General features: G+C 64.5%; 25 protein-coding genes. 10 read left to right on the top strand and 15 right to left on the bottom strand.

Annotated elements, in window-relative coordinates; all coding sequences use genetic code 11:
• Positions 1 to 17: 17 nt before the first annotated feature.
• The 3 genes from KYT87_RS28820 to KYT87_RS28830 are packed head-to-tail and all read left to right on the top strand — an operon-like array spanning position 18 to position 1849.
• On the top strand, positions 18 to 869 hold the full coding sequence (locus tag KYT87_RS28820; protein WP_046803127.1) for a biotin--[acetyl-CoA-carboxylase] ligase: 852 nt from the start codon (positions 18 to 20) through the stop codon (positions 867 to 869).
• On the top strand, positions 866 to 1672 hold the full coding sequence (locus tag KYT87_RS28825) for a type III pantothenate kinase (protein WP_046802950.1): 807 nt from the start codon (positions 866 to 868) through the stop codon (positions 1670 to 1672). The genes KYT87_RS28820 and KYT87_RS28825 overlap by 4 nt, the downstream gene beginning before the upstream one ends.
• Before the next feature lie 12 nt (positions 1673 to 1684).
• Positions 1685 to 1849 (top strand): hypothetical protein, encoded by a 165-nt coding sequence (locus KYT87_RS28830; RefSeq protein ID WP_185975327.1) that lies wholly within the window; start codon positions 1685 to 1687, stop codon positions 1847 to 1849.
• Positions 1850 to 1894: 45 nt separating this feature from the next.
• Here KYT87_RS28830 and KYT87_RS28835 read toward each other — a convergent pair whose 3' ends face one another.
• The 3 genes from KYT87_RS28835 to KYT87_RS28845 all read right to left on the bottom strand — a co-directional run bounded on the left by KYT87_RS28835 (position 1895) and on the right by KYT87_RS28845 (position 5527).
• Positions 1895 to 3226 carry a 3-deoxy-D-manno-octulosonic acid transferase gene (locus tag KYT87_RS28835; RefSeq protein WP_219991415.1) on the bottom strand — a complete coding sequence of 444 codons (1332 nt, stop codon included), beginning with the start codon at positions 3224 to 3226 and terminating at the stop codon, positions 1895 to 1897.
• Position 3227: 1 nt separating this feature from the next.
• The gene (waaC, locus tag KYT87_RS28840) at positions 3228 to 4265 is read right to left on the bottom strand and encodes a lipopolysaccharide heptosyltransferase I (protein WP_046802948.1); all 1038 of its coding nucleotides are present in this window, start codon (positions 4263 to 4265) and stop codon (positions 3228 to 3230) included.
• Positions 4266 to 4423: 158 nt separating this feature from the next.
• Positions 4424 to 5527, bottom strand: coding sequence for a glycosyltransferase (locus KYT87_RS28845; RefSeq protein WP_219991416.1), 1104 nt, complete (start codon positions 5525 to 5527; stop codon positions 4424 to 4426).
• 244 nt (positions 5528 to 5771) lie between these two features.
• Between KYT87_RS28845 and pgi the strand changes: the two genes are divergently transcribed.
• The 4 genes from pgi to KYT87_RS28865 all read left to right on the top strand — a co-directional run bounded on the left by pgi (position 5772) and on the right by KYT87_RS28865 (position 10347).
• Positions 5772 to 7343, top strand: coding sequence for a glucose-6-phosphate isomerase (gene pgi, locus KYT87_RS28850; protein ID WP_219991417.1), 1572 nt, complete (start codon positions 5772 to 5774; stop codon positions 7341 to 7343).
• 94 nt (positions 7344 to 7437) lie between these two features.
• Positions 7438 to 8007 (top strand): carbon monoxide dehydrogenase subunit G, encoded by a 570-nt coding sequence (locus KYT87_RS28855; protein WP_046802946.1) that lies wholly within the window; start codon positions 7438 to 7440, stop codon positions 8005 to 8007.
• Between the two features lie 33 nt (positions 8008 to 8040).
• A complete protein-coding gene (locus tag KYT87_RS28860; RefSeq protein WP_120157290.1) occupies positions 8041 to 9459 on the top strand; it encodes an MFS transporter in 1419 nt (472 codons plus the stop codon).
• An 18-nt stretch (positions 9460 to 9477) separates the two neighbouring features.
• A complete protein-coding gene (locus tag KYT87_RS28865; protein WP_046802945.1) occupies positions 9478 to 10347 on the top strand; it encodes a DMT family transporter in 870 nt (289 codons plus the stop codon).
• Positions 10348 to 10356: 9 nt separating this feature from the next.
• On the opposite strand, the gene clsB is transcribed toward KYT87_RS28865, so the two are convergent.
• The 12 genes from clsB to KYT87_RS28925 all read right to left on the bottom strand — a co-directional run bounded on the left by clsB (position 10357) and on the right by KYT87_RS28925 (position 23626).
• Positions 10357 to 11568: a cardiolipin synthase ClsB gene (gene clsB, locus KYT87_RS28870; RefSeq protein ID WP_104142525.1), complete on the bottom strand. Its 1212-nt coding sequence runs from the start codon at positions 11566 to 11568 to the stop codon at positions 10357 to 10359.
• Positions 11565 to 12431: an endonuclease/exonuclease/phosphatase family protein gene (locus KYT87_RS28875; RefSeq protein ID WP_046802943.1), complete on the bottom strand. Its 867-nt coding sequence runs from the start codon at positions 12429 to 12431 to the stop codon at positions 11565 to 11567. The genes clsB and KYT87_RS28875 overlap by 4 nt, the downstream gene beginning before the upstream one ends.
• 269 nt (positions 12432 to 12700) lie before the next feature.
• Positions 12701 to 14488, bottom strand: a complete 1788-nt coding sequence (aspS, locus tag KYT87_RS28880; protein ID WP_046802942.1) for an aspartate--tRNA ligase — start codon at positions 14486 to 14488, stop codon at positions 12701 to 12703.
• 40 nt (positions 14489 to 14528) lie between these two features.
• Entirely contained in the window at positions 14529 to 15194 is a 666-nt protein-coding gene (locus KYT87_RS28885) for a DUF502 domain-containing protein (protein WP_046802941.1), read from the bottom strand.
• Between the two features lie 17 nt (positions 15195 to 15211).
• Positions 15212 to 15547, bottom strand: a complete 336-nt coding sequence (locus KYT87_RS28890) for an FmdB family zinc ribbon protein (protein WP_104142522.1) — start codon at positions 15545 to 15547, stop codon at positions 15212 to 15214.
• A 206-nt stretch (positions 15548 to 15753) separates the two neighbouring features.
• Complete coding sequence (locus KYT87_RS28895) at positions 15754 to 17037, bottom strand: putative Na+/H+ antiporter (RefSeq protein ID WP_046802939.1); 1284 nt, start codon at positions 17035 to 17037, stop codon at positions 15754 to 15756.
• A 192-nt stretch (positions 17038 to 17229) separates the two neighbouring features.
• The gene (locus KYT87_RS28900) at positions 17230 to 18126 is read right to left on the bottom strand and encodes a hypothetical protein (protein WP_104142521.1); all 897 of its coding nucleotides are present in this window, start codon (positions 18124 to 18126) and stop codon (positions 17230 to 17232) included.
• Positions 18123 to 20090 carry an iron-containing redox enzyme family protein gene (locus KYT87_RS28905; RefSeq protein ID WP_219991418.1) on the bottom strand — a complete coding sequence of 656 codons (1968 nt, stop codon included), beginning with the start codon at positions 20088 to 20090 and terminating at the stop codon, positions 18123 to 18125. The genes KYT87_RS28900 and KYT87_RS28905 overlap by 4 nt, the downstream gene beginning before the upstream one ends.
• A gap of 32 nt (positions 20091 to 20122) precedes the next feature.
• Positions 20123 to 21055, bottom strand: a complete 933-nt coding sequence (locus KYT87_RS28910) for a fatty acid desaturase (RefSeq protein WP_219991419.1) — start codon at positions 21053 to 21055, stop codon at positions 20123 to 20125.
• Positions 21015 to 21791, bottom strand: coding sequence for a sterol desaturase family protein (locus KYT87_RS28915; RefSeq protein WP_046802936.1), 777 nt, complete (start codon positions 21789 to 21791; stop codon positions 21015 to 21017). Before KYT87_RS28915 ends, KYT87_RS28910 begins: the two co-directional genes overlap by 41 nt.
• Positions 21792 to 21926: 135 nt before the next feature.
• On the bottom strand, positions 21927 to 22820 hold the full coding sequence (dapA, locus tag KYT87_RS28920) for a 4-hydroxy-tetrahydrodipicolinate synthase (protein WP_104142518.1): 894 nt from the start codon (positions 22818 to 22820) through the stop codon (positions 21927 to 21929).
• Positions 22821 to 23140: 320 nt separating this feature from the next.
• The gene (locus tag KYT87_RS28925) at positions 23141 to 23626 is read right to left on the bottom strand and encodes a GAF domain-containing protein (RefSeq protein ID WP_050448331.1); all 486 of its coding nucleotides are present in this window, start codon (positions 23624 to 23626) and stop codon (positions 23141 to 23143) included.
• A 158-nt stretch (positions 23627 to 23784) separates the two neighbouring features.
• On the opposite strand from KYT87_RS28925, the gene KYT87_RS28930 reads away from it, so the two are divergent.
• The 3 genes from KYT87_RS28930 (at position 23785) to KYT87_RS28940 (ending at position 26669) form a co-directional block, all read left to right on the top strand.
• Positions 23785 to 24987, top strand: coding sequence for a PLP-dependent aminotransferase family protein (locus KYT87_RS28930; RefSeq protein ID WP_046802933.1), 1203 nt, complete (start codon positions 23785 to 23787; stop codon positions 24985 to 24987).
• Positions 24988 to 25120: 133 nt separating this feature from the next.
• Complete coding sequence (gene ubiA, locus KYT87_RS28935; RefSeq protein WP_046803123.1) at positions 25121 to 26047, top strand: 4-hydroxybenzoate octaprenyltransferase; 927 nt, start codon at positions 25121 to 25123, stop codon at positions 26045 to 26047.
• Between the two features lie 217 nt (positions 26048 to 26264).
• Entirely contained in the window at positions 26265 to 26669 is a 405-nt protein-coding gene (locus KYT87_RS28940) for a DUF1090 domain-containing protein (RefSeq protein ID WP_046802932.1), read from the top strand.
• Positions 26670 to 26794 lie beyond the last annotated feature (125 nt).

The following is a 26794-nucleotide window of genomic DNA, read 5'->3' on the forward strand; positions in this document are numbered from 1 at the left end:
GCCCTACAATCGCCGCCATGTCCGAACACGTCCGCCCTATCGACCTGCCCGCGCCGGAAGCCCTGGCCCGCGAGCTAGGCCAGCGCCTGCCTGTATTCCAAGACATTACCTGGACCGGCAACACCGGGTCGACCAATGCCGACCTGCTGGCGCGAGCCCGCTCGGGGCTTGGCGCGGCCAAACCCTGGCTGTTGGGCACCCATCTGCAAAATGCCGGCCGCGGCCGCGCCGGCCGCCCTTGGCAAAACCGCGCGGGCTCCACGCTGATGTTTTCGTGCGCATACGACGTGCACCTGCCCGCCGCGCAATTGCCCGCGCTATCGCCCTTGGCCGGCGTCGTCGCCTGCGAGGCGCTGCGCGCCGTTGCCGGGCCGCGTGCGAACGGCCTGTGCATGAAGTGGCCGAACGATGTGCAGTGGCACGACGCCAAACTGGCCGGGGTTCTGGTGGAAACCACCCGCAATCCCGGTGGCCGCGAGGCCGGCTACACCGTTGTCATCGGCATGGGTGTCAATTTGCGCGACGCGGCCGAGCTGTCCCGCGCGCTGGATCGCGATGTGGCCGATTGGACTCAGGTGCAGGCCGAATCCGGCCTCTTGCCCGACGCCGCCGACCTGATCTGCGCCAGCGCCACCGCCTGGCACGACGCGGTTCAAACCTTGGAACGCGAGGGTTTTGCCGCGTTTCAGCATCGTTTTGACCGGGTCGACGCGCTGGCGGGCCGGCCGGTGAACGTGCTGGAAAAAGGCGATATCCTACTTAGCGGCACCGCCTGTGGCGTGGACGAACATGGCCGCCTGCTGGTGCAAACGCCCCAGGGCGCCACACCGATCTCGATCGGTGAAATCTCGATTCGACGCCAAGCATGATTATTCTTATTGATTCCGGCAACAGCCGTTTGAAGGTGGGTTGGCTGGACGCCAGCAACCGCGATATGCCGCGCGAGCCGGCGGCGGTCGCCTTCGACGGCCTGGACCTGGATGCGCTGGATGGCTGGCTGGCCGCGCTGCCGCGCCGCCCGCTGCGCGCGCTGGGCGTGAACGTGGCCGGCGAAGCCCGCGGCACGGCCATTGCCGCCATCCTGCAAAAACACGGTTGCGCGGTGACGTGGTCGCCTTCGCAGGGCACGACGCTGGGACTGGTCAACAGCTACCGCGTGCCGACGCAATTGGGCGCCGACCGCTGGGCGTCGCTGCTGGGCGTGCTGTCGCGCCTGCCCGGCGCCCATCCCCCCTTCGTGCTGGCCAGCTTCGGCACGGCCACCACCATTGATACCGTCGGCCCTGACAACGTCTTCGCCGGCGGCCTGATCCTGCCGGGCCCTGCCATGATGCGCAACGCGCTGGCCCATGGCACCGCCAACCTGCCCATCGCCAACGGCCAGGTCGTGGCCTACCCCGTCGACACGCACGAAGCCATTGCCTCCGGCATTGCGGCCGCGCAGGCGGGCGCGGTGGTGCGCCAATGGCTGGCGGGCCGCCAGCGCTACGGCGAGACCCCGCAGATCTACGCGGCGGGCGGCGGCTGGCCCGAAGTGCATCAGGAAATAGAACGCCTGCTGGCCGATGCCGGCGGCGCATTCGGCGCCGCGCCGGTGCCGGTGTACCTGGACCACCCTGTCCTGGATGGCCTGGCCGCGGTCGCCCGCGCCACCCTGGACCTCAACGCCTGAACAAGGCCCGCCATGCGAGTGCTCTTCATCCTGATCCTCTTGGCGAACCTGTGGGTGCTGGCGCTGGGCCAAGGCTGGATCGGCGTGCGGCCGGAAGACGAAGGCCGCGATACAAGGCGGTTTGGTCAGGAATTGAATGCGGATGCGGTGAAGCTGGTGGGGCGGACGGCGCAGTGATCGGGCGGGACCTCTGCTGATTCAGGGCTGCGCGGCGATCCCAGTTCAGTCCAGCCAAGACGCCAGCGCGTCCATCGTCCGACGGGTGGCGCCGGCGTGCAGCTCGAACCAGCGACGCGCAGCCCGGCTAGCCTCTTGGCGCAGCGCTTCATCGTGCACCATCGCTATCGCGGCATCCACCGCCCCGGCAGGATCGGGCTGGCGCACCACCGCCCCCGCCGCAATCGCATCTTCGGCCGCCTGCTGGAAGTTGAAGGTGTGCGGCCCCACGATCACCGGCACGCCCGCTGCGCAGGCTTCGATCAGGTTCTGCCCGCCCAGCGGCGCAAAACTGCCCGCCACGATCGCGACATCCGACGCAGCGTAATAGAAGGCCATTTCGCCCAGGCTGTCGCCCAGCACCACGGCGGTTTCCGGGGTCGGCTCGACGCCCGCGCTTCGCCGGATGAACGGTAGCTTTGCATCGCTCAACAGCCTGGCCGCCTCGTCAAAGCGTTGCGGGTGTCGCGGGATCACCATGAATAGCGGAGCGTCCCGCTGCCCGCTGTAGCGCTTGATCGCGTCGATAAAAGGGGCGTCCTCGCCTTCGCGGGTGCTGGCAATCGACACAACCGGCCGACCCAGACGCTTGCGCCATTCTCGGCCTGCCTGAACCTGCGACGCCGGCAGCACCAGGTCAAATTTCAGATTACCGGTCACAGCGGGCACGGGCGCGCCCGCCTGCACCAGCCGCGCCGCGTCTTCCACCGTTTGCGCCAGCACCATATCGAGGCCGGCCAAGGCTTCGTGCATCACCCCGCCCATGCGTTTTGCCTGGCGTAGCGACGACGCGGAATATCGCGCGCTGACCAGCGCCATCGGCACCTGCGCGCGTCGGGCAGCGGCCAGTAGATTTGGCCAGATTTCACGTTCGATCAGCAGTCCGCAGCGCGGCTGGTAGCCGCGCATGAAGCGGCGGGTGGCGCCGGGAAAGTCGTACGGCAGCCAAGCTTGGCGCAGTTGGCCCCGGCCAATGGCGTCGGCGAACAAACGCTGGCCTTCAGCGCGGCCCGTGGCCGTCATGTGAGTCAGCAGCACGGGCAAGCCGCGGTCTAGCAACGCTTGCAGCAACGGCTGTGCCGCGCGTGTCTCGCCCAGGCTGACGGCGTGTACCCAGACAGGGCGGGTCCAGGGGGAATCGGCGGTGGTGGAGACGGGGGCCGCAGCCTGCGACGCGGCAGCCCAAGCGAAAAGCGGTTGCCCATCCGCTGGATGGCCAAACCGCTCACGCGAAAACACCTCCCACTGACCGCCCGCCCGTTTGGCGCGGCGCGCCATCCACAGCCATAGCAGCGGCGCCAACGCCCGCAGTGCCAGCGTGTAGACGCCGCGATTCATGTCAGTGCGCGGCCAGCGCCTGCTCAACCGAGGCCATCACCGCTTCGCGCGATGGAGACGCGCCGCGGTCGCCCAGGCTGGCCGTGTAGTTCGACCCGACCAGCGGCGTGCGAACGGGCGTGGAAGCGCGGTAGATGCCGATGGTGGGGCGGCCCAGCGCCGCCGACAGATGCGTAAGCCCGCTGTCCAGGCCCACCATGAGGCGCGACCCGGCCAGCAAGCGCGCCACGTCGGTCAGGTCCATGCGCGGCATGACTTCGGCGCCTTCCATGCCGGCCACGAGCAGGCTCGCGCGCTCGGCCTCGGCGTCATTGCCCGCCAGCAGTTTCAGGGTGCAGCCGGCTTCGCGCAGGCGGCGGAATACCGCGCGCCAGTCCTCTTCGGGCCAGAGTTTGTCGTCGCGGCTGGCCGACGGCATGATCACCGCGTAACCCCGGTCGTTGTCCAAATGATGCAGACGCGGCAGTTCGGCGGCGTTCAAGCCGTCGCTGCCGACTTCAACCACGGGTTCCACGGGCTGACTGGCCTGCCGCACGAAATTCTGCAATCCAAAGTCCGGCAGCCCGGCATGCTGGTAGCCAAAGGTCAGCGCGGCCAACTTGCGCTGGCGGATCACGGCAGGCTGCCAGAATTCCACGCGGTGGCGCACGTTGTAGAACAGCGACGCCAAGGGCTCACGCGCCGACCGCCAATCCAGCCCATGCCGCACGCCGCGCGCCTGACGCACCAGCCAAGCAGATTTCAGCAGCGCCTGCATATCCAGCACGATGTCGTATTGCGTGGAGCGCAGCCGTTCTTTAAGCGCCCGGCGCTCGAAGCGCACCTGCGACGACCACCACGACTTGCGCCAGCGCCGATGGGCGACCTTGATGACTTCATTGACGGCCGGATGCCACGACGGGATCTCGGCAAACGCTTCCTCGACGATCCAATCGATCTGTGCGTCAGGCACATGCCGGGCAATATCGGTGATTGCCGGAAGCATGTGGACGAGGTCGCCCAAGGAGGAGGTGCGAACGATGAGGATTCGTGTGGGCATAATGATTCGAGCTTGGCGCCGCCCTCGACCCGATGTTGGCAGGCGCCGTTCAACGCAGCCCGCACTGTACAACAACATTGCTGGTTACAGCGACGCCCGTTCCAGCCAACCCATTGCCCCAAATTCCGAGCAATGGTGGTTAAGGAAAGCGGCGCCGGTCAATGGCGCTTTTTCTTCTTTACGATCATCCACTTGGGCATGCGAAACAGCACCAGGCGGCGATAAAGCACCACATAGGTGGTGGAGAAAACTGCCGTGAAGAACATTAACAGATAGGGCTGCTGCCAGAACAATACGGCGGGTATGACCGCCAACGACGAAAGCAACCACAGGTACGGCGACGTCATGGAATTGCGCTGCGTCTGATGCCGCATTTCGCGCGAGCCGATGGCCCAGCGCACAAGGCGCTTGTAGACCAGCATATGCAGGTGCACCCCGTCCGGAGCGCCGGGCGAGCGGCCACGCAGCCACTTTTTGCGATAGATGGAAAACAGGGTTTCGAATACCGGATAAATACACAGCAGCAACGGAAACCATGCCGACACTTCCGGGTGACGCGCCAACATCAGCACTGACAACTCACCGATCATGAACCCCAGGAAGTAAGCACCGCCGTCCCCAAGGAATATGTGCCCGTGCGGGTAATTCCAAACCAGAAATCCAATAATGCCGCCCAGCGTGCTCAATGCCACGATCAACAAAAACCGATCGCCGAGATAAAACGAGACGTAGGCAAACCCGGCCAAGATCATTGCGGACACCACGGCCGCCAGACCGTTATACCCGTCGATAATGTTTATGGCATTGGCGGCACCCCCGATGGCAATGGAGGTAAAAATCAACGAAATAAGGCCGAACTGCAACAGCCAGTCGATTCCGATAATGTCGACACGCGTCACGGCCGCGCCAAGCAGATAATAGGCAAGAGCACCCGACATTATGGCAAGTCCAAGCCGCACCAAAACCCGCACTTGTTTGGTCAGGTCCTCGGCGAAGCCCCCTAGAAATGCCGGCATCGAGGCTGCCAACAACAGCACCATGTTCGGAAGGACGTCCGGCTCGCGCACTGCCACCAAGGCGCACGTGACGCCGCTGGCGATCAGTAAGGACAATCCGCCGATGCGGGGCACAGGCTTCGAATGGTACTTCTGCACGCCCTCCAGATCGTGGTCAGCCGTCAGGCCGTCGTGCCAGGAACGGTAGCGAACGATCAGCAAGGTCGAGAACAGCGAAACCAGAAACGCTACAAGAACGTACAGCATAAAAAACCGCGCCGGAGGGAGAATCGCGGAATTGTAGCGTCAGACGCAGACAAGGCATGAAAACAATATGGACAGCTTTGCAAAAGAATGGAAACGGGGCTTGCAAAATAAAAAGGGCCTGCGTGGCAACCGATCCACCGGCTAAACTCGCCCATCTGCAGAATTGCGCGCACCGCGCCCGCCTCCGACTGACGAGACGCGTCTGGACTTGGACATCAGTATCAAGACGTATTTACAAAAAAATATGCCGCCTTTAAACCCCGTTGAACTTGCGAAGCTACCGCGCCTTCCCGAATGGCAAGCGTTTTGTCAGGCCGTCCAGCACGGCTCAATCTGCACTGATGAACTACGCCTGTTGCACGCCGCCGGACTAACCATCGACCTTAGCGCGCAGGTCTCATCCCCAGACGCCCGCGCTGCGGCAACCGCCCTGCTCCAAGCCCGTGGTTTCGACCAGGCACGCGCGGCTCTGCTGACCGGCGACCACGTCAATAAGACAGAAGACCGCGCCGCTTGGCACACCATGCTGCGCGCGCCGGAACCCATTGAAGCCGTCGCCTGCGAACACCAACGTGTTCGGGAATTCGTGGAACAGGCGGACGCTCAGGGCAAATGGAAAGCGGTGATCCATATTGGTATCGGCGGCAGCGACTGGGGCGTGCGCTTGGCCACGGACGCGTGCAGCGGTAGCGGCGCTCGCAGATCCCTGAAATTCGTGGCCAATATTGACGGGCATGCCCTTGAAGACGCCATCCTGGGCCTGAATGCCCAAGACACTCTTTTGGTCGTCACATCCAAATCCTTCACGACGGCAGAAACGCTGGCCAACCTGCGGCGCGCCGTGGACTGGCTGGCACAGGCGGGCGTGGAACGGCCGTATGAGCAGGTTGTGGCGATCACCGCCCGCCCCGACGCCGCCCGCGCGCTGGGGATTCCGTCTTCGCAGGTCTTCGAATTCTGGGACTGGGTTGGCGGCCGATATTCCTTGTGGTCCGCCGTGGGCTTGCCGGTGGCCATGGCGGTCGGGATTGACGTCATCGAAGGCATCCGTGCCGGCGCCGCCGCCATGGACGAGCACTTCGCCCAGGCGCCCATTGCCGAAAACGCCCCTGCGCAGCTTGCGCTGGCCGGCGTCGCCAACCGCAGCGTACTCGGGTATGGGTCGCTCAGCATCGCCGCGTATGACGCGCGCCTGCAATTCCTGGCGCCCTATCTGCAACAGCTGGATATGGAATCGCTGGGCAAATCCGTGGATATGGCCGGCGACCCCGTGGGCGTGCCCACCGGCCCGTCGGTGTGGGGCATGCCCGGCACCGACGGGCAGCACACCTTCTTCCAGTGGCTGCACCAAGGCACGGACGGCGCGGCGGTGGATTTCATCATGTGCCGCGAAGCCGACCACCAATGGACCGAAGAACACGCGATGCTGCTGGCCAATTGCCTGGCCCAACGCCAGACGCTCCTGCGGGGTACGTCGCTGGATGCGGATCGCGACGCCATGCTGGCCCAAGGCATGCCCGCGGACAAGGCCGAATGGCTCGCACGCCATCGCCGACACGAAGGCGGCAGGCCTTCTACGCTGATCGTGTTGCCGCGCCTGACGCCGTACGCGCTGGGCGCGTTGCTGGCACTGTACGAGCACAAGATCTTCGTACAAGCGTTGATCTGGGGGATCAACCCCTTCGATCAATGGGGTGTCGAGGCGGGCAAGAAAATGGCCAGCGGCATCCTGCGCGAATTGCATGGGCAAGGCCAAAACGCCGATCACGATCTTTCGACCCAGCATTGGATTTCGGTTCTGACGCAGGGGCGCTAATACCTCCGTACCGGCATCGGCGCAGGGCCCCAAGTAGCCAAACCTGCTGTTTGGGAAGAGAATGTGCACATAAAGCTTCTATAAGGAGACTGCCATGCGCATTGCCGATGCCCAATGGATTCCTTCGACGCAGCACCAGACATGGGATGCGTTGACGGACCCGAGAGTCTTGCAGAAGTGCATACCGGGTTGCGTGGAAGTTGCGATGCGCAGCCCTACCGAATACGCGGTCACCCTGCGCGCCAATATCGCGGGGATCGACACCGACTACGAGGGCGAGATCCTGCTCTCGGACGTCAACGCCCCCGACAGCTGCACCCTGGTGTTCGAAGGCAAGGGCCGTGCGGCCTGCCTGGCCATCGGCACCGCCCAGGTCAATCTCAGCACCAAGGACCAGGGCACCCGCGTGGCCTATACCGTGGCCGGCATGGCGGGCGGCAAGTTGGCTGAATGTGGCGAAGGGCTGTTGCTGAAAGCCGGCGACAAGATCATCCAGAAGTTCTTTGCCGCGTTCATCGACCACATGGCCGTCCAGCCACGGATTGCGCCGCCGCCCCCTCCCCCAGAACCCGAACCTCGCGGCGTGTCCAATTCCCGCTGGTCATGGCTGCTGGTCGTGGTGATCATTGCGGTTTTCTGGGGCTACCACTCGTTTTACAAGTGAAAACCCTAGTGGGCCGGTGATATCCTAGGCGGCATGACTCCGCCGCCGACACCGACCCAGCCCGCCGCCGATCCCACCCGCTCCAAGAGGGATTTGCTGATGGCCATGGCGGGGGTCTCGGCAACCGTGGTGCTGGCCGCGCTGGATTCCACCATCATCAGCACCACGCTGCCGCGCGTGGCCGAGGCGCTGAACGGCATGGCGCTCTATGCCTGGGTGGGCACCGGCTACCTGCTGGCCACCGCCGCGTCCATCCTGATCTTTGGTCGGTTGGGCGACATGTTCGGGCGCAAGCCGCTGATGCTGGTTTCCGTGCTGATCATCGCGCTGGGCTCCATTGCGTGCGGGCTGGCGCAGTCCATGACCCAATTGATCGTTTTTCGCACCCTGCAAGGGGTGGGCGGCGGCATGATGATTGCCACCGCCTTCGCCGCGCCGGCCGACCTGTTTCCCGACGCCAAGCAGCGGGTGCGATGGATGGCGCTGGTGTCCGCCGCCTTTGCCATGGCCAGCGGTATCGGCCCGGTGCTGGGCGGCGCGGCGACCCAGGCGCTGGGCTGGCGGGCGGCGTTCTTCATATCTCCCGTTGCGGCAGCAGGCGCGTTTTTCCTGTTGGCCCGCTACTTTCCCCGTATTCGCCCCATCCACGACGGCAGCCGCAAAATCGACTGGGTCGGTGCCATTCTGCTGGTGTTGGCCGTGGGCGCGCCGCTGGCCGCGCTGGAACTGGCCTTTGCCCAGGGCGAGCATGCCCACCCCCTGCTGGGCGCCATGTTGGCAGTGATCGGCGTGGCCGCCATCGCCATCCTGATTCCTACCGAACGCCGCGTGAAGTCGCCCATCTTTCCGCTGCGCGTTCTGGCCGGACAAGAATCCAAACTGCTGAACCTGGCCGCGATGATGGTGGGCGCGGTGATGTTCGTGCTGATCTTCTACAGCCCGCTGCTGTTGCAGCAGGTGCTGGGCTACACCCCCAGCGAAGCCGGCTTGCTGCTGACGCCGCTGGTTGCCGCGATTTCGGTGGGCAGCATCATCAACGGGCGCATGTTTCCCAAGCAGACCGAGCCGCAGCGTTTGATGGTGTTTGGCGGGCTGCTACTGGCAGCCGGGACCTTGATGGTGTTGCTGATTTCACCTGGCACGTCGGCGTGGTGGATTCTTGCCGCGTTCTTCGTCAACGGATGCGCGCTGGGCTTTCTGCTGCCCAATCTGACGCTCTTCATGCAGATGCTGAGCGAACGCCGAGACGTGGGCGTGGCGTCCGCGCTGGTGCAAACCACCCGCGCCATCGGCAGCGCGCTGGGCACCGCGCTGGTCGGGATCATGATTTCGCATGGCACGGTACTAAACGGAGTGCGGGCCGGGCTGGTCTTGTGTATTGTCCTGTCCCTGTCCTGTGCGCTGCTGGCGTACCGGGTCAAGATGAAGAACCTGGTCACCAGCCGCAAATAAGGCTCACCGAGACACACCATGCGTCAACGCAATTTGCTGGACCTGCTGCTGCTGGCAGGGGTCTGGGGCGGTTCCTTTCTGTTCATGCGGCTTGCCGTCAACGATTTCGGGCCGGTCGCCCTGATCGAACTTCGGGTCGGCCTGGCCGCACTGTTCCTGCTGCCCGCCGCGATGTGGCGCGGCAAGCTGCCCGTGATTGCGCGGCACTGGAAGGCCCTGCTGGTGGTCGGCACCCTGAACGCCGCCGTCCCGTTCTTGCTGTATGCCTATGCCGCGCAATCGTTGGGCGCGGGGTTCCTGTCCGTGGCCAACGCGGTAACACCCGTGTGGGGCGCCGTGGTGGGATGGCTGTGGCTCAAGGACAGGCTGCCGTGGATGCGGTCGCTGGGTCTGTTGATCGGCTTCGTGGGCATCATCGTGCTGGTGTGGGACAAGCTTAACTTCCAGGCCGGGGGCACCGGCCCCGCCGTGCTTGCCGCCGTTTCCGCACCCGTCTTCTACGGCATCGCCGCGAACTGGACCAAGCGCTTCCTGACGGGCGTGGACGCGCTGGCCAGCGCCACGGGCAGCATGATCGCGGCCTCGCTGGTGCTGCTGCCGTTGGCCGTGTCCGCCTGGCCGGAGACGCCCGCATCGATGACGGCGTGGATATCCACGGTGCTGCTTGCCGTGGTGTGCACCGGCGCGGCCTACATCATCTTTTTCCGGTTGATCGCCAACGTCGGCCCCACCGGCGCGGTCAGCGTCACGTTTCTGGTGCCGATCTTCGGCGTGGTGTGGGGTGCGTGGTTGCTGGACGAAAGCATCACGCCGTCCATCGTGCTGGGCGCCGCCATCATCCTGGTCGGGACCGCGCTGGCGTTGGGACTGGTCAAGCGGCGCGCGTGATCCGCCGCGTCAGTATTTGTCCGACGAGCCCGTCAGCGCCACGCCGATACGCAGCAGCGTGTAGGACGCCGCATCCACCCAACGCCGCAACCAGCCCCGGCGCTGATAGTCCAGCGGCCGGATGAAATTGCCACCCTCGCGAATGGCCGTTTCCAGGCGCTCTTGCAGGTCCCAGGCAAAGGGCTGATCGTCAACGACGACATTGGCCTCGCGCGCCAGCAGCAGGCTGAAGGGGTCCAGGTTCGACGAGCCCACCGTCGCCACGTTGTCGATCACGGCAACCTTGGCGTGCAGGTAGCTGGGCATGTACTCATAGATTTCAATGCCATCGCGCAGCAACTGGTCGTATAGCGAGCGCGTGGCGTGATACTGCATGCGGTATTCGACCTTGCCTTGCAACAGCAGGCGCACGCGCACGCCCCGCGCGGCGGCCTTGGCCAGGGCGCGGCGAAATTGCCGCCCCGGAAAGAAATACGCGTTGGCGATGAGAATGTCGCGCCGAGCCTGCGTGATGCCATACAGGTAAGCGCGTTCAAACGTCTGGCGAAAACGCAGGTTGTCGCGCAGCACCAGCGCGGCGCGCAGCGTGCCGCAGGGCTTGACGTGCGCGTGGTGCGGCTTGGTCAGACGCATGCGGTTCCAGTCGCGCGGATGGCGGCGCAGCCGTGCCCAGTTCAGGCGTACCCACAGCAGGTCTTGCGCATAGGCCGCTTCGGTGACCAGCGGCCCTTGCACTTGCACCGCGAAGTCAAAGCGCGGCCCAGGGATGCCGTCGGTCGGGTCCAGGTCGTCGTAGTCGTCCACGACATTGATGCCGCCGATGAATGCGATGCTGCCGTCCACCACGGTCACCTTGCGGTGCAGGCGGCGCAGGCGGCTGCGTGATGGGATGTAGCGCGCAAACCAGCGTGGTTCGGGCCGGAAGATGCGGCATTGCGCGCCCGCTTCAAGCAGGCGGGCGCGCACGGCTTCCACGTGCATGGCGCTGCCGAAACCGTCCAGCACCACCCTGACCTTCACGCCGCGCCGCGCTGCCGCCATCAGGCTTTCCAGCACCTGGACGCCTGTGCGGTCCAGCATGAAGATGTAGGTTTCCAGATGCACGCTGACCTGCGCGGCATCGATGGCCGCGCAGAGCGCGGGGAAAAAGTCGGCACCGTTCTGCAACAAGCGAATGCTATTGCCGTCCGTCCATTCCAACTTGACCTGCTCGGCCTTCACGGGAGTTCCAGCTCCGCCAGCAAGGGAGAATGATCGGACAGGCGCGCCCATTCCCGTCCGCGCAACACGCGCGCGCTACGCACAGCGAAACCGCGCTGATAAATGCGGTCCAGGCGAAACCACGGGAACACGGCCGGAAAGGTACGGGGCGGCGGCAGCAGCGGCGGCGCGCTGCCGCCCATGCCCAGCTGATTGGTGCGTTCCATCACGGACAAGCCGCCGTTGGGCAAGCCGCGCAACGCGTTGCTCAGGCGCTTGACCGAATCGCGCAAGCGCGGCAATTCACCACCATGGCTGCGCGGCGCGTGCGAGAACACTTCGTACAGCCCCAATTGCTGTACGAACAACGGGGCCAGGCGGTCGTTCCAGTCGTTGAAATCGCCAGCGATCAGGATGGGTTCACCGTCAGGCACCATGCGACGAATGCGCTCGGTCAGCGCCAGCACCTGGCGCGTTCGGCTGCCGGCGAACAGGCCCAGGTGCACAACGAAACAATGCACCGGGCGGTCATCGACTTCGATACGCGCGTGCAACAGCCCGCGTTGCTCCAGCCGGTGATCGGAGATGTCCAGGTTTTCGTGGTCAAGAATGGGAAAGCGCGACAACAGCGCGTTGCCGTGATCCGTGGCATGACGGATGGCGTTGCGGCCATAGGCCACGTCCAGCCTCAAGGCGGCGGCAAGTGATTCGTGTTGCGCGTGGAGCAGGGATCGTTGCTCGTTGCGGCCCTGGACCTCCTGCAGGAAGACAAGATCCGGGCGCAGGCCATACAGGCCCAAGCGAAGTTCATTCAGGGAGTCGAGCCGGCCCAATGCCGAACGGCCCTTGTGAATGTTGTAGCTGACGACACGGATGAGCGACATAAAAGCGATGGCGCCTTTTGAAAGCAGAGGAACCACTGGCCAGACCCAAGAGCAGCTCCGGCAAGCACCGCCAACAAAGCGGCGTTTGCCAGATTACTCCAATTCAGCCACACCCTGCCGCGACAAAACACTCACAAGTAGCCACGCAGCCAAGAACGCAACCCGCCGCAAGCCCATGCCGCCCCACAAGCCGGGCCGCCGAGGATCCGGCTCCGCCGGTCCCGCGAGGCGCCCCCCTGGGGGGAGGCGCCCCCGGCGCCTCGGGGGGCTTACTTAGCCTCGACGTTACGCAAGCGGATGTGCAATTCGCGCAGCTGCTTTTCGTCGACTTCGGAAGGCGCTTGCGTCAGCAGATCCTGGGCGCGTTGCGTCTTCGGGAAGGCGATCACGTCGCGAATCGATTCGGCGCCGGTCATCATCGTGACAATGCGGTCCAGGCCGAATGCGATGCCGCCGTGCGGAGGCGCGCCATATTGCAGCGCGTCCAGCAGGTAGCCGAACTTTTCCTGAGCTTCCTCGGCGCCGATCTTCAGCGCGCGGAACACCTTGCTCTGGACTTCTTCGCGGTGGATACGGACCGAGCCGCCGCCAATTTCCCAACCGTTCAGCACCATGTCGTAAGCCTTGGCGAAGGCCTTGCTGGGATCGGTTTCCAGGAAGTCTTCGTGGCCGTCCTTGGGGCTGGTGAACGGGTGGTGGGCGGCGGTGTAGCGGCCGTCTTCCTCGTCGTATTCGAACATCGGGAAGTCAACCACCCACAGCGGCTGCCAACCGGCCTCGAACAGGCCCGTCTTCTTGCCGAATTCGCTGTGGCCGATCTTCACGCGCAGCGCGCCGATGGCGTCGTTGACGACCTTCTCGCGATCCGCGCCAAAGAAAATGATGTCGCCGTCTTGCGCGCCGGTGCGCTTGACCAGTTCGGCCAGGGCAGCGTCGTGCAGGTTCTTGACGATGGGCGATTGCAGGCCGTCGCGGCCCTTGGCCACTTCGTTGACCTTGATGTAGGCCAGGCCCTTGGCGCCGTAGATGCCCACGAATTGCGTGTAGCCATCGATTTCGCTGCGGGACATTTCGGCGCCACCGGGCACGCGCAGGGCAACCACGCGGCTGCCGGGCGCCGTGGCGGCGGCGGCAAACACCTTGAAGTCCACATCGCGCATGACATCGGTCATGTCGGTGAATTCGAGCTTCACGCGCAGGTCCGGCTTGTCGGAACCATAGCGGCGCATCGCTTCGGTCCACGGCATGATCGGGAACGGCTGCGCCAGATCAACGCCCTGCACCACCTTGAACACGTGGCGGATCAGGTTTTCGAAGATTTCACGGATCTCGAATTCGTTCAGGAACGACGTTTCGCAGTCGATCTGGGTGAATTCGGGCTGGCGGTCAGCGCGCAGGTCTTCGTCGCGGAAGCACTTGGTGATCTGGTAGTAGCGGTCAAAGCCCGACACCATCAGCATCTGCTTGAACAGCTGCGGCGATTGCGGCAGCGCGAAGAAGTGGCCGGCGTTCACGCGCGAGGGCACCAGGTAGTCACGCGCGCCTTCGGGCGTGCTCTTGGCCAGCATCGGAGTTTCGATGTCGATGAAGCCCAGCTGGTCCAGGAACTTGCGCGTTTCGATCGACACGCGGTAACGCAGCATCAGGTTGCGCTGCATTTGCGGACGGCGCAGGTCCAGCACGCGGTGCGTCAGGCGGGTCGTTTCCGACAGGTTGTCGTCGTCCAGCTGGAACGGCGGGGTGACCGACGCGTTCAGGATTTCAACTTCCTTGCACAGCACTTCGATTTCGCCCGAAGCCAGCTCGCTGTTGGCGGTGCCTGCCGGACGCTCGCGCACCAGGCCGGTGACGCGGACGCAGAATTCATTGCGCAGGCGCTCGGCGGTGGCGAAGGCGGCGTTGTCCGGATCGAACACGATCTGGGCCAGGCCCGCGCGGTCGCGCAAGTCGATGAAGATGACCCCGCCGTGGTCGCGGCGGCGGTTCACCCAGCCGTACAGGGTGACGGTCTGGCCGAGATGGTCACGGCAAACCTGGCCGGTGTAGCAGGTACGCATGCGGGATGACTCCGTTGTGTGCTTAGTTTGAGCGTAAGGGTTACGAATCGGCTCGCGGCGCGTCTTGCACGCCGGTTGCCGGAGAGAGCGGGGCCGGTTGACCCTCGGGCGCAAGCGCCTGGGTCGGGGCGACCACGCCCATGGAAACGATGTACTTCAATGCCGCGTCCACACTCATCTGAAGATCGATCGCGTCGGCGCGAGGCATCATCAGAAAGAAGCCGGACGTGGGGTTTGGTGTCGTGGGCACATACACGCTGATGTGGTCGCCCGGCATCAGGCCGGCCACTTCACCGCTGGGCGTGCCGGTAACGAAAGCGATGGTCCAGGAACCAGCGCGGGGGTACTGCACCAGTACCGCCCGACGAAACGCCTGGCCATTGGGGGCCAGCACGGTGTCGCTGACCTGCTTGACCGAGTTGTAGATGGAGCGCACCAGCGGAATACGGCCCAGCAGGCTTTCCCACTGGTCCACCATGGTACGGCCGATGAGGTTTGCCGCGAATATGCCCGTCAGCAACACCACTACGATGACCAGAACGAAGCGGAAGCCCGGGATGTCGATGCCGAACAGCGATTCGGACGACAGGAAGCCGGGCACGAACCCTTCCAGGGTGGCGACCAGCAAGCCCAGTACCCACACCGTGATGACCAGGGGGACCCAGATCAGCAAGCCGGTGATGAAGTACTTCTTGATAAGGCGCATCCGCATCGCAGGGGGCTCTAGGCGGGCGTACCGCCGGCCGGCGCAGCGGGGCTGGCCGCGGGCGCGGCTGCCGGTGCGGGCGTGGTGCTGGCGGCGGGTGCCGCCGGCGTGGCCGCCGCGGCACCTTCCGACGGCGCCGCGGCGCCCGTGGCGGCTGCGCCGCTTGAACCGTTGTTACGGAAGTCGGTCACGTACCAGCCGGACCCTTTCAGCTGGAATCCAGCCGCGGTCACCTGCTTGGAGAACGTGCTTTGGCCGCATTCGGGGCAAACCGAAAGGGGCGCATCGGAAATCTTCTGCAAGACGTCTTTGGCATGGCCGCAGGCGCTGCACTTATAAGCGTAGATGGGCATCAGGGGCTCCGAGGCACACGCCCGGAAATCAAAGCCGTCAAACGCCAGACACGAAGTGGTCAGGAGCGACGGGGGGGCTAGGCCGGAAAAAAATTCGGGAAAGTCTTGAATTTTAGCGGTTTTTCGGAAACCGTCGGTGCCCGGTCACGCCTTGGGGGGCCAAGCGGCATCCCCAAGGGCGCGACCCTTGCGTCGCCGGGCTTTCCCTAGAGCGGCAGCAGGAACATCAGGGCCGCGATCAAGGTGGGCCCCAAGGCGGACAGAAACAGCCGTCCCGACGAAATGCTGCCATCCGGAAAGTGGTTTTTCAGAATGGCGAAACCGGCCGGGTTCGGCGCATTGGCGATCACGGTCAGGCCGCCCCCGGTCACCGCGCCTGCCACCAGCATGTAGCGCCAGGCTTCGTTGGTGCCTTCAACCAGCGACCCCAGATACGTCAGCGCGGCGTTGTCTGTAATGGCGGTCAGCGCCGTTGCCCCCCAGAACAGCACGAACGGCTGCAAGCCGCCCAGCAGATCCTGCAACCACCACTTTTGCAAACCGCCCAGCACCACCAGCCCGGCCAGGAAGAACCCGACCATCAGGCCTTCCTTGATCAACAGGCGGTTCTGATGGCGCTTATAAGCTTCGGAAAAGCCGATGAACATCATCAACAGGCCCATGAAAATGGCCGGGTGATGCGCGGTAAGCACCACGGCTACCAGGAAAACCAGATGCACGGCGATGACCAGCATCGGCACCGGCGGTCGCGAATCCGAGCCTTGCGCGCCGTCGACACCGCCGCCCGTGCCCACCGAGCGGTCCATCAGCGCCTTGCGGCAGATAAACGTCAACAAGCCGGCGTTCAAGCACACGGCCACCGCCGCGCGCCAGCCGAAGTGCTGCGCCATGAAAGCGGAATCCCAGCCGAAGGTGGACGCCACCATCAGCACCGGCGGCGCCGCGTAGGCGGTCAGCACGCCGCCGATCGACACGTTTACGAACAGCACACCCAGAGTCAGGTACTTGAAGCCGGCGCGGCCGCTCGTGCGGAAATAGGCGTCACGCAGCAGGATCGCGGCCAGCGTCATCGCGGCGGGCTCGGTGATGAAAGAGCCGCCCAGCGGCACCAGCGCCATCACCACGAAGAAGGTGGCCAGTTCGCGCGGCAGGGGTAGCACGCGCGCCACGACGCGCACCATCAGGCCCACCATTTCCAGGATCGGCCGGCTGGCCGCCACCACCATGATCACGAAAACGAACAGCGGCTCGGTGAAGTTGCGCGTGTCCATGTAACTGATGGCGCTGGCCGGACCGGTCAGCGCGGCCATCGCGACGATCAGCGCGAACGCCCAGACGCCGAACACCGCTTCGACTTCGGCGAACAAATGCCAGATGCCGGCATGCGGGCCGCCGCGATGGGCCAGGCGCGCAAAAACGGGAACGGAAAAGGTATGAAGAACCGCCACCGCGAACAGGATGGTGGCAATGACTTCAATGGGCTGGGGCATAAGAGGGACTTCCGAAATAAGGAATCACGCAACGGAAAAACCTGCGATGCGGGGCGCAAACCACGCGCGACGCAACCGCGATCCGGCGCTGCTTACCGAACAAGGCAGGCAATATAACGCAGCCCTATTTCCGTGTAACGCAGGGTCTACACCAAGTGACTCCTGAAGACGCTCTGCTGCCCGCGCCCCCTTCTAGCTGATCGGCGCGGGCGGTTCCGCGCCCTGTTGCGCGGCCTTCATCTCCATCAGCAAGCTGTGCAGCATCTCGGTGGACAGGCCGTGCAACACCAGCCGATAGCCCGCCCGCAAGGTCGACATCGGCACCAGCGGGTGGCTGTTGTTGACCAGGATCAGGTGCTGCGGCGCGCCCAGCAATTTGGCCGCGTAGATGCCGATGGTTTCATCCAGCTGCAACGAGTTGGCCGCGCGCCAGAAGTCGTTGTCGGTCAGCATCAACTGGTACAGCGGGGTAAACAGTTCGATGGCGCTTTGCAGGTCCAGGAAGTTCAGCTTGCCTTGCGGCATGTCTTCCAGCTTCAGCGGCGGGTCCTCGATCATCGAGAAATCGACCGACTTGGGCGCATGCATTTCCACGCCCGCCTCGCGCAGTGCCTGGTTCAGGCGGATCACGAAGTTGAACAGGTTCAGGTCGTGCTTGACGAAGAGTTCGTCCTTCAGATCGTCAATGTCCAACGGCTTGAGCGGCGTAGTCGTGATCGGTACCGGCGAGTTCGCGCCGATGAACGCCAGCGCCTGCGCGCCCAGGTGAAAGTGCCGCAGGATCAGCCAGTTGGCCTCGGGCGATACGAAGCGCTTGAGCCCCCAGGCCAGGATGCGATGCAGCAGCCGGGAATGCGACCAGCGGCGCGGCAGGAACGTCTTGACCACCTGGATCACGATGATGAAGGCGCGCGCCAGCGGACGCAGGAACGGCAGCAGGTACTGACGCGAGGCGCAACTGGAATCGGTCAGCCAGGCCTTTTTCACCTTGTCTGGCAGCGGCGTGCTGCGGTCCAGGTACAAGGCCAGCCAAGGGCTGGGGTCGGCCGGATCATGCGCCTTGGCCAGGAATTCGGGTTCCTTGCTCATGCGGCATCGCCCTCCATGACATGGTGGAACTGCATCAGGTACAGCGCGGCGGTGCGGCGGGCGGTGTCCACGATGCGTTGTTCGGCGCGGCCGTCTTCGTCGCAATCCAGCGCCAGTTCCACGGCCGACAGCCAGCGGGCCAGATGATGCTCGTCGTTGTGGCCGTGATATTCAAGGAAGCGGAATGCGTCGGGCGGCAGCTTCAGGCTGGCCTTGAGCAAGGGCAGCAGCGCAGGCACGATGCGCTGGCCCGTGCCTTCGATGATGTAGATGGCGCCCAGCAGCCCGATCGGGTCACGCGTGGCGGCCAGGCCGTGCAGATAGGCGTTCAGCGCTTCACCGCCGGGGTTGCGGCGCAAGGCGTCGATGTTGTCCACGGTGCCGCCCGCCGTGCGGTAGTCCTGGAACAGGATCTGGAAATCGTTTTGCTCTTCGCCCGCGTGCATGTCGATCAGCGCGGCCAGCGGCGCGTATTGCTCGGTCAGCGAGGCCGCGCCCTCGCGCATCCACTTGCTGCCTTCGCGCACCTGGGGAATCCAGTTTTCCATCCAGTTCAGATAATCGCCCGTCTGGAATTCGCGGCGGCGCAAGCGGCGCACCACCGGCGTGCGCCACACGCGCGAACGGTAGTCGTGCCAGATGGCGGCCAGCTCGGTCAGCAACTGGCCCAAGCCTTGCGGGGCCATGTCGGGGTCATGCGGCGGCGCGATGGCGTCGGCGTCATCGCTTTGCGTGTCGATGCGGGAGGTGGATTTGGCGGCCGGGTTTGCGGCCAGATTCACAGGATGATCGGCCGTGGACCGCGACGCCCCGGCCACGGCCGGCGCCTGCACCGCTTCCGCTTCCAGCAACATGTAGGCCGCCATGAAACGCCCCGACTCGGGGATATAGCAAAAAATCTGTTCGCCCGGTTTGATCTCACGCGTTTCCAGGAACTCGGCCAGCATGATCAAAATCGACGCCGCGCCCGTATTGCCGCGCCACGCCAGGTTGCTGAACCAGCGTTCACGCGGAATCACCAGGCCGGCCTTTTCCATCAGGTCTTCGACCACGGGGATGAATTTTTCCGACGAGTAATGGCACAGGAAATGGTCGACCTGATCCGGGTCCACCCAACCATCGCGCACCAGCTTGGCGTATTCATGGATGCCGATGTCGAACAGATGCGGCAACAGCCGGATGTCCTGGCGCAGCGACAAGGCGCCGTCGGCTTCGGCCTCGTTCCAGGACGGATAGTCCAGATGGCCCTTTGCGCGGTCGGCGGACAGGCCCAGTTGCATGCACACCGGGTAATCGCCCGAGAACGACCGCTGATGCACCCACTTCAGTTTCAGCCTGACGCCCTTGGACGCCCCGGCCAGCGCGCGGCCGCTGTTGCCCAGCAGCAAGGCGCCCGCGCCGTCGGACAGCATCCAGCGCAGGAAATGCGCATCGAAATCGGCGTCGTACCCGCGCGCCGCAAAGCGCGATCGCTTGAACAGACGCGACGGCAATTCGCTGGCCACGGCCAGCGCACTGGCGTGCCCGCCCATCTCGACGCCTTGCGCCGCCGCCTGGATCGCCGATACCCCCGCCGCGCAGATGCCGTGCACCGACAGCGTTTCCATCGGCTGAGCAGCAAGCTCGCCCTGGATCATGTTGGCGAAACCCGGCATCAGGGCGTCGCCGCCCGACGACCCACTGGTCAGCATGGACACGGCCGACAGGTCGCTGTCGGCGCGCCGCAGGCAATCGCGAATGGCGTTGGCCGCCAGCTGCGCATTCGTATAGACCGTCTGGCCTTCCGCGTCGATGGCGTAGTAACGGTGCTTGATGCCGTTCTCGGCAAGGATGCGGCCTTTGATGCGGCTGGACATGCGGTTCAGCGGCGCGATGTAGTTGTCCATCGCCTCGTTGGACACGGGTTCGCCCGGCATGAAATAGCCGGCGCCTTCCAGGTAGACACGATTAAACGCGATAGGCATGTGACAGGCCTCGAGTGGTAATGGGTAAGGCGCTAGCGAACATGCTCGGGCGCCATGCAGGAACGGCTGCGCAGGCGCGGTACGAAGGCGCCCAGCACGAAGACACGGAACATATACGGCACCAGCCCCGCTTCATTGAGCGCCGGGTTGACGCGCGCGCGATAGTGTTCGCGATGCAGCCGGGTCAGTTCGGACCAATGCGCGCGCGGGTGCTCGTGATGCGCGGTGTGCAGGCCGATGTTGAACAGCAACGGGTTGACCAGCCCTTCAAAATTGCGTGCGTAGTTCAGGCCGGCAACATGGCGCGGCCCGCCGTCGGCATGGGCGTGCTGCAAGTAGTTGGTGGCCAGCAACCAATGCAGGCCATGCAGTTGCGGCACGATCACGAACACCAGCGCCTTGACGGGGTTCACGGCCAGCAGCCCACCCCACAGCCCCAGCCACGCCCCGTATTGCGCCACGCTGTAGCGCCAGGCGCCCGGCCAGTGGCGGCGCAGCCGGCCCAGCCACCCGAAGAACATCGGGTACAGCACCCAGCCCGCCTGAAACGGGTGCAGCACGTAGCCCCACAGGTGGTTGGTGTCGCCGCCAAAACGATAGGTGCGCGCGGCGTCGCGCGCACCATGCTTGTAGCGATGATGATTCGCCACATGGGCCGGGTAAAAGACGAAGGTCGGGTGCCCTTGCAGCAGCGTGATCCAGAAATCGGTTGCGCGGTTGGTCCAGCGGCCGCGCCACATGCGGATGTGGGTGTGGTTGTGGTGGATGACACCGATGCCCAGCGTCAAGAACAGCATCAGCGCGTAAAGCGGCCACCAGAATCCGTACACCCATTGCCAGGCCGCCAGCGCGGGCAGCGTGGCCAGGTAGGCCAGGCTTTGCCAGTCGCGCCGGTTGCGCAAGGACGGCAGGCGCCGCCGGGTGTCAGGCTTTGCCGCCAACAGCGTCTCTGCGCTGGAATGCATCCAGCTGGTTTGCCGCGGCCTCGGCCTTCAGGCGCGTCCGAAACAGGCGGTCCATAAACGTAAACTGAAAACCGTAATTGCCGTTGTAGCAGGCGTGATGCAGATGGTGACGCCGGCTGGCGGCGAACCAATGCGCGTAGGACACCTTGGGGAAAAAGTCGTAGTTGGCATGGCCGATGCAATTGAAGAACAGGCTGAACAGCGGCACCGACGCCAGCGCCCAAAAGCTGAAATCGTGCAACACCATCGGCAGCATGATGACGTTGCCCAGCATCAGCGCTTCGATGGGGTGAAAGCTGTAGGTCGAGAACGGCGTCGTGACCACGGAGCGGTGATGCGGCAGGTGGAAACGACGCAGCAGCTTGGTGTGCAGCAAGCGGTGGTTGACCCAGAAATGGACATCGTTCCAGGCCACCAGCACCAGGATTTCGACCACGACTTTTTGCCAGCTGGGGTTCGGGTCCAGATGCGCCCAGCCCAGTTGCAGCAGGCCCCACGGGAAAATCATGCCGGTGCCGAACAGCAGGATGGACAGGCCGGATTGCGCGAGTTCCCGGCGTAGCTGGCCGGGCCCCAAGGGGCGCGGATCCAGCGGCTTGCCGATGCCCAGTGCGGGCAACACGTGCTGGGTCAGCAGCCAGGTAGCCGCGCCGAAGACCAGATAGATGCCGCCGAAAAACAGCAGCCCCGCCAGCATCACCTGCCAGGCGGACAAGGCTTCAAAAGCTTGGGCCATGAACGTTTTGTTTCACCCCGAAGAATGGCCGCATCATAAGCAATCCGTCAGCATCCCGGTAGGGCATTTATTACCAAATGAATCCGGGCAACACAAAGCTGATGGACCGCAACGTGATCGCGGCCTAACTTCCGTCTACTGGCAAGGAAACTGGCGGTTCAGGCCGGCAACGGCCGCATCCAGACGCACCGCCAACGCCGCGCTGGCGGCCGGCATCGGCTGCCGCAATTCGTCGATCAACAAGCCTTGACGACTCAGCTGCGCCTTCAGCGGCCCGGGGTTGGGTTCTTCGAAGGCCAGGCGGATCACCGGCGTCAAGGCGTGGAACAACCGCCGAGCGACGTCCAACTGCTGTGCGCGCACCGCTTGGTACATGGCGACGAACAGATCGGGCCGCACATGCGCGGCGGCCGCGATCATGCCCGCCCCGCCCAGGCACAGCACCGATAAGGTTTGCAGGTCTTCGCCCGCCAGCACATTCATCTGGCCGTCGGTTATCAAGGCCAGCGTCTTGTCCAGCGACCCGCCGCAATCCTTGATGGCCGCCACGTTCGGATGCGCGGCCAGCGACAGCAACGTCGATGTCTCAAGCGTTGTGCCCGTGCGGTAGGGAATGTCGTACAGCACCAGGGGAAAGCGCGAAGCATCGGCCAGGCGGCGAAAATAGGCGGCGGCTCCGTCCTGGCCCGCTCGCACGTAATACGGCGCCGGGGCCAGGATGCCGGCCAGCGGCCGCGTGCCAAAGGCGGACAGGCGTTGCAGCACGTGCCCTTGATGGTTGCCCGCCAGCCCCATGATGACGGGCAACCGGCCGGCTTCGGTCAGCACGGCGTCCAGCACCGCCAGTTGCTCGGCGTCGTCCAATGAGGCGGCCTCGCCGGTGCTGCCACACACGACCAGCCCGTCGACGCCCGCCGCCGCGTAGTGGCGCACCAGGCGACGCAAGGCGCCCCCGTCGACAGCACCGCCCGAAAACGGCGTGACCAGCGGCACCCACACGCCTTGGAACACAGATTGTTGAATGGACATGAGAACACTCCTTCGATGTAAGCGGACCGCGGTTGGACCGTACAGAAGTGCTCGGGATATCAGGGGTGCGCAAGAGGCGCCAAAGCGCCGCCAGAAGGCCGCTGTTCCGTCGCCCATCTGACGGAACAGCATGCTCCGGTCAGATGAGCGGCTGTTTTTTGGATTTCAGGCCGACGGCAGCCAGCACCACGCCCAGGGCGCGGATACAGGAAGCGGATTGGATGGCCTGATGAATCATGAATGAATAAATCAATAAGACGCGCGTCGGCGGCTGATGCGGAAATCTACCGGGCGGCCGTTGGCGTGTCAACGGCCGGCGCTTAGCCCAGGCTGGCCAGGAACACGGCGCACAGCGCCTGCATGCCTTGGCGGTCGTCTTCGTCGAAGCGGTCGGGCACGGGGCTGTCCACATCCCACACGCCGATCAATTCGCCTTGATGCACCAGCGGCACCACGATTTCGGAACGCGACGCGGCATCGCAGGCAATGTGGCCGGGAAATGCGTGCACGTCCGGCACCAGCTGCGTCTGACGCTGGCTGGCGGCCGCGCCGCACACGCCGCGATTCAGCGGAATGCGCACGCAGGCCGGCTTGCCTTGGAACGGGCCAAGAACCAGTTCGGTGCCGTCAAAGAAATAAAAGCCCGCCCAGTTCAGATCGGGCAAGGCTTGGTACGCCAGCGCGCTGAGGTTGGCGGCATTGGCGATGCGGTCGGGCTCGCCCTCCAGCAGCGCGCGGGCCTGCGCGACCAATTCGGCGTACAGGGCGGACTTGGACTCGGCGACGATCGGGGCGGCTTCGAACATGGCGATAAATGTAACTGTACAGGCGGTTTTCGATGCAGGTGATTTTAGGGGTTCCGCGCGTTAAAGGGGCCGGGCTGCTACCGTATGGGACAATACTTTTTTGTCGCAGTCCCCTACACAAGCCTCTCCCTTTACCCTTCTTCTTCAAGAAGCAATCCATGGACAAGCCTCTCGAACCTGCGTTTTCCTTTTCGGAACGCGCCCAGCAACTTACCAGCTCCGCCATCCGCGAGATCCTCAAGGTCACCGAGCGCCCCGAAGTCATTTCGTTCGCTGGCGGCTTGCCGGCGCCCGGCGGCTTCCCGGTAGAAGTGGTACGTGCTGCGTTCGACAAGGTACTGTCCACCAACGGCCGCGCGGCCCTGCAATACGGCCCCACCGAAGGTTATGCCCCGCTGCGCCAATGGGTTGCCGACGACCTGAACCGCGCGGGCGCCAACGTTGCCGCCGACCAGATCCTGATCGTCTCCGGTTCGCAGCAAGCGCTGGACCTGCTGGGCAAGGTACTGATCGACAAGGACAGCAAGGTCTTGGTCGAAGACCCCAGCTACCTGGGCGCGCTGCAATCGTTCAGCCTGTACCAGCCGAAGTTCGTGCCGGTGCCCACCGACGAAGGCGGCCTGATCCCCGAATCCATCACGCCCGAACTGGCCGACGGCGCGCGCTTCCTGTATGCGCTGCCCAACTTCCAGAACCCCACGGGCCGCACGCTGAACCTGGAACGCCGCATCGCGCTGGTCAAGCGCGCCGCCGAACTGAACCTGACCATCATTGAAGACGACCCCTACGGCGAACTGCGCTACGCAGGCGAGCCGCAGCCCGGCCTGGTGGCGCTGGCCGCCGAATACGGCGCCAACGTCGTGCGCCTGGGTACGTTCTCGAAGGTACTGGCCCCGGGCCTGCGCCTGGGCTATATCGCCGGCGCCCGTCCGCTGATCAACAAGCTGGTGCAGGCCAAGCAAGCGACCGACCTGCACACGCCCACGCTGACGCAGATGGCCGTGTACGAAATCGTCAAGGACGGCTTCCTGGAAGAGCACCTGCCCAACGTGCGCGAAATCTACCGCGCCCAGGGCAGCTGCATGCTGGAGGCCATCAAGCGCGAATTCCCGTCCACCGTGACGTGGACCAAGCCGGAAGGCGGCATGTTCATCTGGCTGACGCTGCCCGAGCACATGGACAGCACCAAGCTGCTGGAAAAGGCCATCGCGCAAAACGTGGCCTTTGTGCCCGGCGCGCCGTTCTACAGCGGCGTGGGCAAGCAGAACACGCTGCGCCTGAGCTTTGCCACCGTGCCGGAAGACAAGATCCGCACCGGCATCGCCATCCTGGGCAAGCTGCTCAAGGAATACACGGCATAAGCAAACCGTAGCTTTCTAGGCAATGCGGCCTGAAAGCCGCACCCTGAAAGGCGATTGATCTTCCACGGCCGGGCGCAACGCCCGGCCGTTGTTTTATGCTGTCGGCTTTCCCGACCAAATTCTGACCGTGACAGTGAGCGCCTCGCAACAACCTCCCGTCGACCTCAGCGACATCGTTTTCACCGACTGGGTCGAACGCTGGCTTCCGAAATCCTGGCGACCCTACGCCCGCCTGTGCCGGCTGGATCGGCCCATCGGCACGTGGCTGACGCTGCTGCCGGCCGTAGCCGCGCTGGTGCAATCGGCCGGTGGTCTGCCGGACCTGCAACGGCTGATCGTCTTTTCGCTGGGCGCGCTGCTGATGCGCGGCATCGGCTGCACCGTCAACGACATGTGCGACCGCAACTTCGACAAGCACGTCGAACGCACGCGCTTCCGGCCACTGACCAGCGGCCAGCTGTCGATGAAGAACGCAGTGTGGTTCCTGCTCGGGCAGCTGCTTGTATGCGGATCGCTGCTGTTTTTCCTGAACGAAATGAGCCGCTGGCTGGCCCTGGCCGTGCTGCCCTTCGTGTTCATCTATCCGCTGTGCAAGCGTGTCACGTACTGGCCGCAAGTGGTGCTGGGCATCTGCTTTAACTGGGGCATGCTGATGGCCTGGTCCGACACGCAAAACGTCGTGCCGCTGGCCGCCATCGCCATGTGGTTGGGCGCGGTGCTTTGGCAGGTGGGCTACGACAGCATCTATGCGTACGTCGACGTGCGCGACGACCGCAGCCTGGGGCTGCATTCCACCGCCATGCGCTTTGGCGATCAAGGCAAATTGTGGATCGGCGGTTTCTACGCCGCGACCGTCCTGCTGTGGGCCTGGGGTGGTTACGCCATGGGTTTGTCGTGGGCGTACCAGGTTGGCATGGCGGCCGTCGCGGTGCATCTGGCATGGCAGCTGAAGGTGTTCGACATCCAGCGCCCCGACCGCAACTTCATGCTGTTTCGCGCCAATCTGTGGCTGGGCGCGCTGCTGGTGGCAGCGGCGTTGGCGGGCACGCTGATCCGGTGATCCGGTGAGCTGCTGATCCGTCAGTCCGCTGATCCGTTGGTCCGCGGGATCCGTTGGTCTGCTGATCCCTTGGCCCGCCAAGGACGACGCCCCAGGGCGGGCCGCAGCGCACCGCCGGCGCCGGCCCGGCCCGGCCGCCAACCACCGGCCGCCGCATTGCCGCCTGCGCCAGATCAGGCCATCATGGTGTTTCCGCAACGCCTTACGGAGACACCGCATGCCCTCTTTCGTTAAATCCCTGGCCGCCGCCGCCGCTGCGTGCGCCGTGTTCGGCACCCTGCCCGCTCAGGCCGCCACCGATTGCTCGGCCCAACGAGGCTGCGCCGCCAAGTTCTGCGAAATCGAAAACGACATTGCCGCTGCGCAAGCACAGAACAACACGCGCCGCGAAGCCGGCTTGAAAAAGGCCTTGGCCGAAGCCCGGGCAAATTGCACCGACAGCCGCCTGCAATCCCAACGCGAAGCAAACGTGCGAGAGAAGCAGTCCAAAGTGTCCGAGCGCGAACAAGAGCTGAAGGAAGCCCGCGCCAAGGGCAAGCAGGACAAGATCGATAAGGCGCAGCGCAAGCTGGAAGAAGCCCAATCCGAGTACAACGCGGCGCTGGTGGAACTGAATCGCTAAGCGGCGTCAGGCACTCACAGCCACCGCCGCCCCGTAAAGCCCCGGTCCAAAGCCGGGGCTTTGTTTTTCGGCGACCCCGGCCACTTTGCCGGGCGGACGCGGATGCGAATGGTCAACAGGGGTCA

This window comes from Achromobacter sp. ES-001 (genome assembly GCF_019448355.1).
Lineage (GTDB): Bacteria > Pseudomonadota > Gammaproteobacteria > Burkholderiales > Burkholderiaceae_B > Achromobacter > Achromobacter spanius_B.

Bases quoted from the DNA above. Each gene is read 5' to 3' on its own strand.
- KYT87_RS28835 (WP_219991415.1), bottom strand. From the start codon at position 3,226: ATGAATCGCGGCGTCTACACGCTGGCACTGCGGGCGTTGGCGCCGCTG.
- KYT87_RS28865 (WP_046802945.1), top strand. From the start codon at position 9,478: ATGCGTCAACGCAATTTGCTGGACCTGCTGCTGCTGGCAGGGGTCTGG.
- KYT87_RS28890 (WP_104142522.1), bottom strand. From the start codon at position 15,547: ATGCCCATCTACGCTTATAAGTGCAGCGCCTGCGGCCATGCCAAAGAC.
- KYT87_RS28905 (WP_219991418.1), bottom strand. From the start codon at position 20,090: ATGCCTATCGCGTTTAATCGTGTCTACCTGGAAGGCGCCGGCTATTTC.
- KYT87_RS28910 (WP_219991419.1), bottom strand. From the start codon at position 21,055: ATGCATTCCAGCGCAGAGACGCTGTTGGCGGCAAAGCCTGACACCCGG.
- KYT87_RS28845 (WP_219991416.1), bottom strand. From the start codon at position 5,527: ATGCTGTACGTTCTTGTAGCGTTTCTGGTTTCGCTGTTCTCGACCTTG.
- KYT87_RS28860 (WP_120157290.1), top strand. From the start codon at position 8,041: ATGACTCCGCCGCCGACACCGACCCAGCCCGCCGCCGATCCCACCCGC.
- dapA (WP_104142518.1), bottom strand. From the start codon at position 22,820: ATGTCCATTCAACAATCTGTGTTCCAAGGCGTGTGGGTGCCGCTGGTC.
- KYT87_RS28875 (WP_046802943.1), bottom strand. From the start codon at position 12,431: ATGTCGCTCATCCGTGTCGTCAGCTACAACATTCACAAGGGCCGTTCG.
- KYT87_RS28900 (WP_104142521.1), bottom strand. From the start codon at position 18,126: ATGAGCAAGGAACCCGAATTCCTGGCCAAGGCGCATGATCCGGCCGAC.
- KYT87_RS28930 (WP_046802933.1), top strand. From the start codon at position 23,785: ATGGACAAGCCTCTCGAACCTGCGTTTTCCTTTTCGGAACGCGCCCAG.
- waaC (WP_046802948.1), bottom strand. From the start codon at position 4,265: ATGCCCACACGAATCCTCATCGTTCGCACCTCCTCCTTGGGCGACCTC.
- KYT87_RS28940 (WP_046802932.1), top strand. From the start codon at position 26,265: ATGCCCTCTTTCGTTAAATCCCTGGCCGCCGCCGCCGCTGCGTGCGCC.
- aspS (WP_046802942.1), bottom strand. From the start codon at position 14,488: ATGCGTACCTGCTACACCGGCCAGGTTTGCCGTGACCATCTCGGCCAG.
- KYT87_RS28895 (WP_046802939.1), bottom strand. From the start codon at position 17,037: ATGCCCCAGCCCATTGAAGTCATTGCCACCATCCTGTTCGCGGTGGCG.
- KYT87_RS28925 (WP_050448331.1), bottom strand. From the start codon at position 23,626: ATGTTCGAAGCCGCCCCGATCGTCGCCGAGTCCAAGTCCGCCCTGTAC.
- KYT87_RS28915 (WP_046802936.1), bottom strand. From the start codon at position 21,791: ATGGCCCAAGCTTTTGAAGCCTTGTCCGCCTGGCAGGTGATGCTGGCG.
- KYT87_RS28820 (WP_046803127.1), top strand. From the start codon at position 18: ATGTCCGAACACGTCCGCCCTATCGACCTGCCCGCGCCGGAAGCCCTG.
- KYT87_RS28830 (WP_185975327.1), top strand. From the start codon at position 1,685: ATGCGAGTGCTCTTCATCCTGATCCTCTTGGCGAACCTGTGGGTGCTG.
- pgi (WP_219991417.1), top strand. From the start codon at position 5,772: ATGCCGCCTTTAAACCCCGTTGAACTTGCGAAGCTACCGCGCCTTCCC.
- KYT87_RS28885 (WP_046802941.1), bottom strand. From the start codon at position 15,194: ATGCGCCTTATCAAGAAGTACTTCATCACCGGCTTGCTGATCTGGGTC.
- KYT87_RS28855 (WP_046802946.1), top strand. From the start codon at position 7,438: ATGCGCATTGCCGATGCCCAATGGATTCCTTCGACGCAGCACCAGACA.
- KYT87_RS28825 (WP_046802950.1), top strand. From the start codon at position 866: ATGATTATTCTTATTGATTCCGGCAACAGCCGTTTGAAGGTGGGTTGG.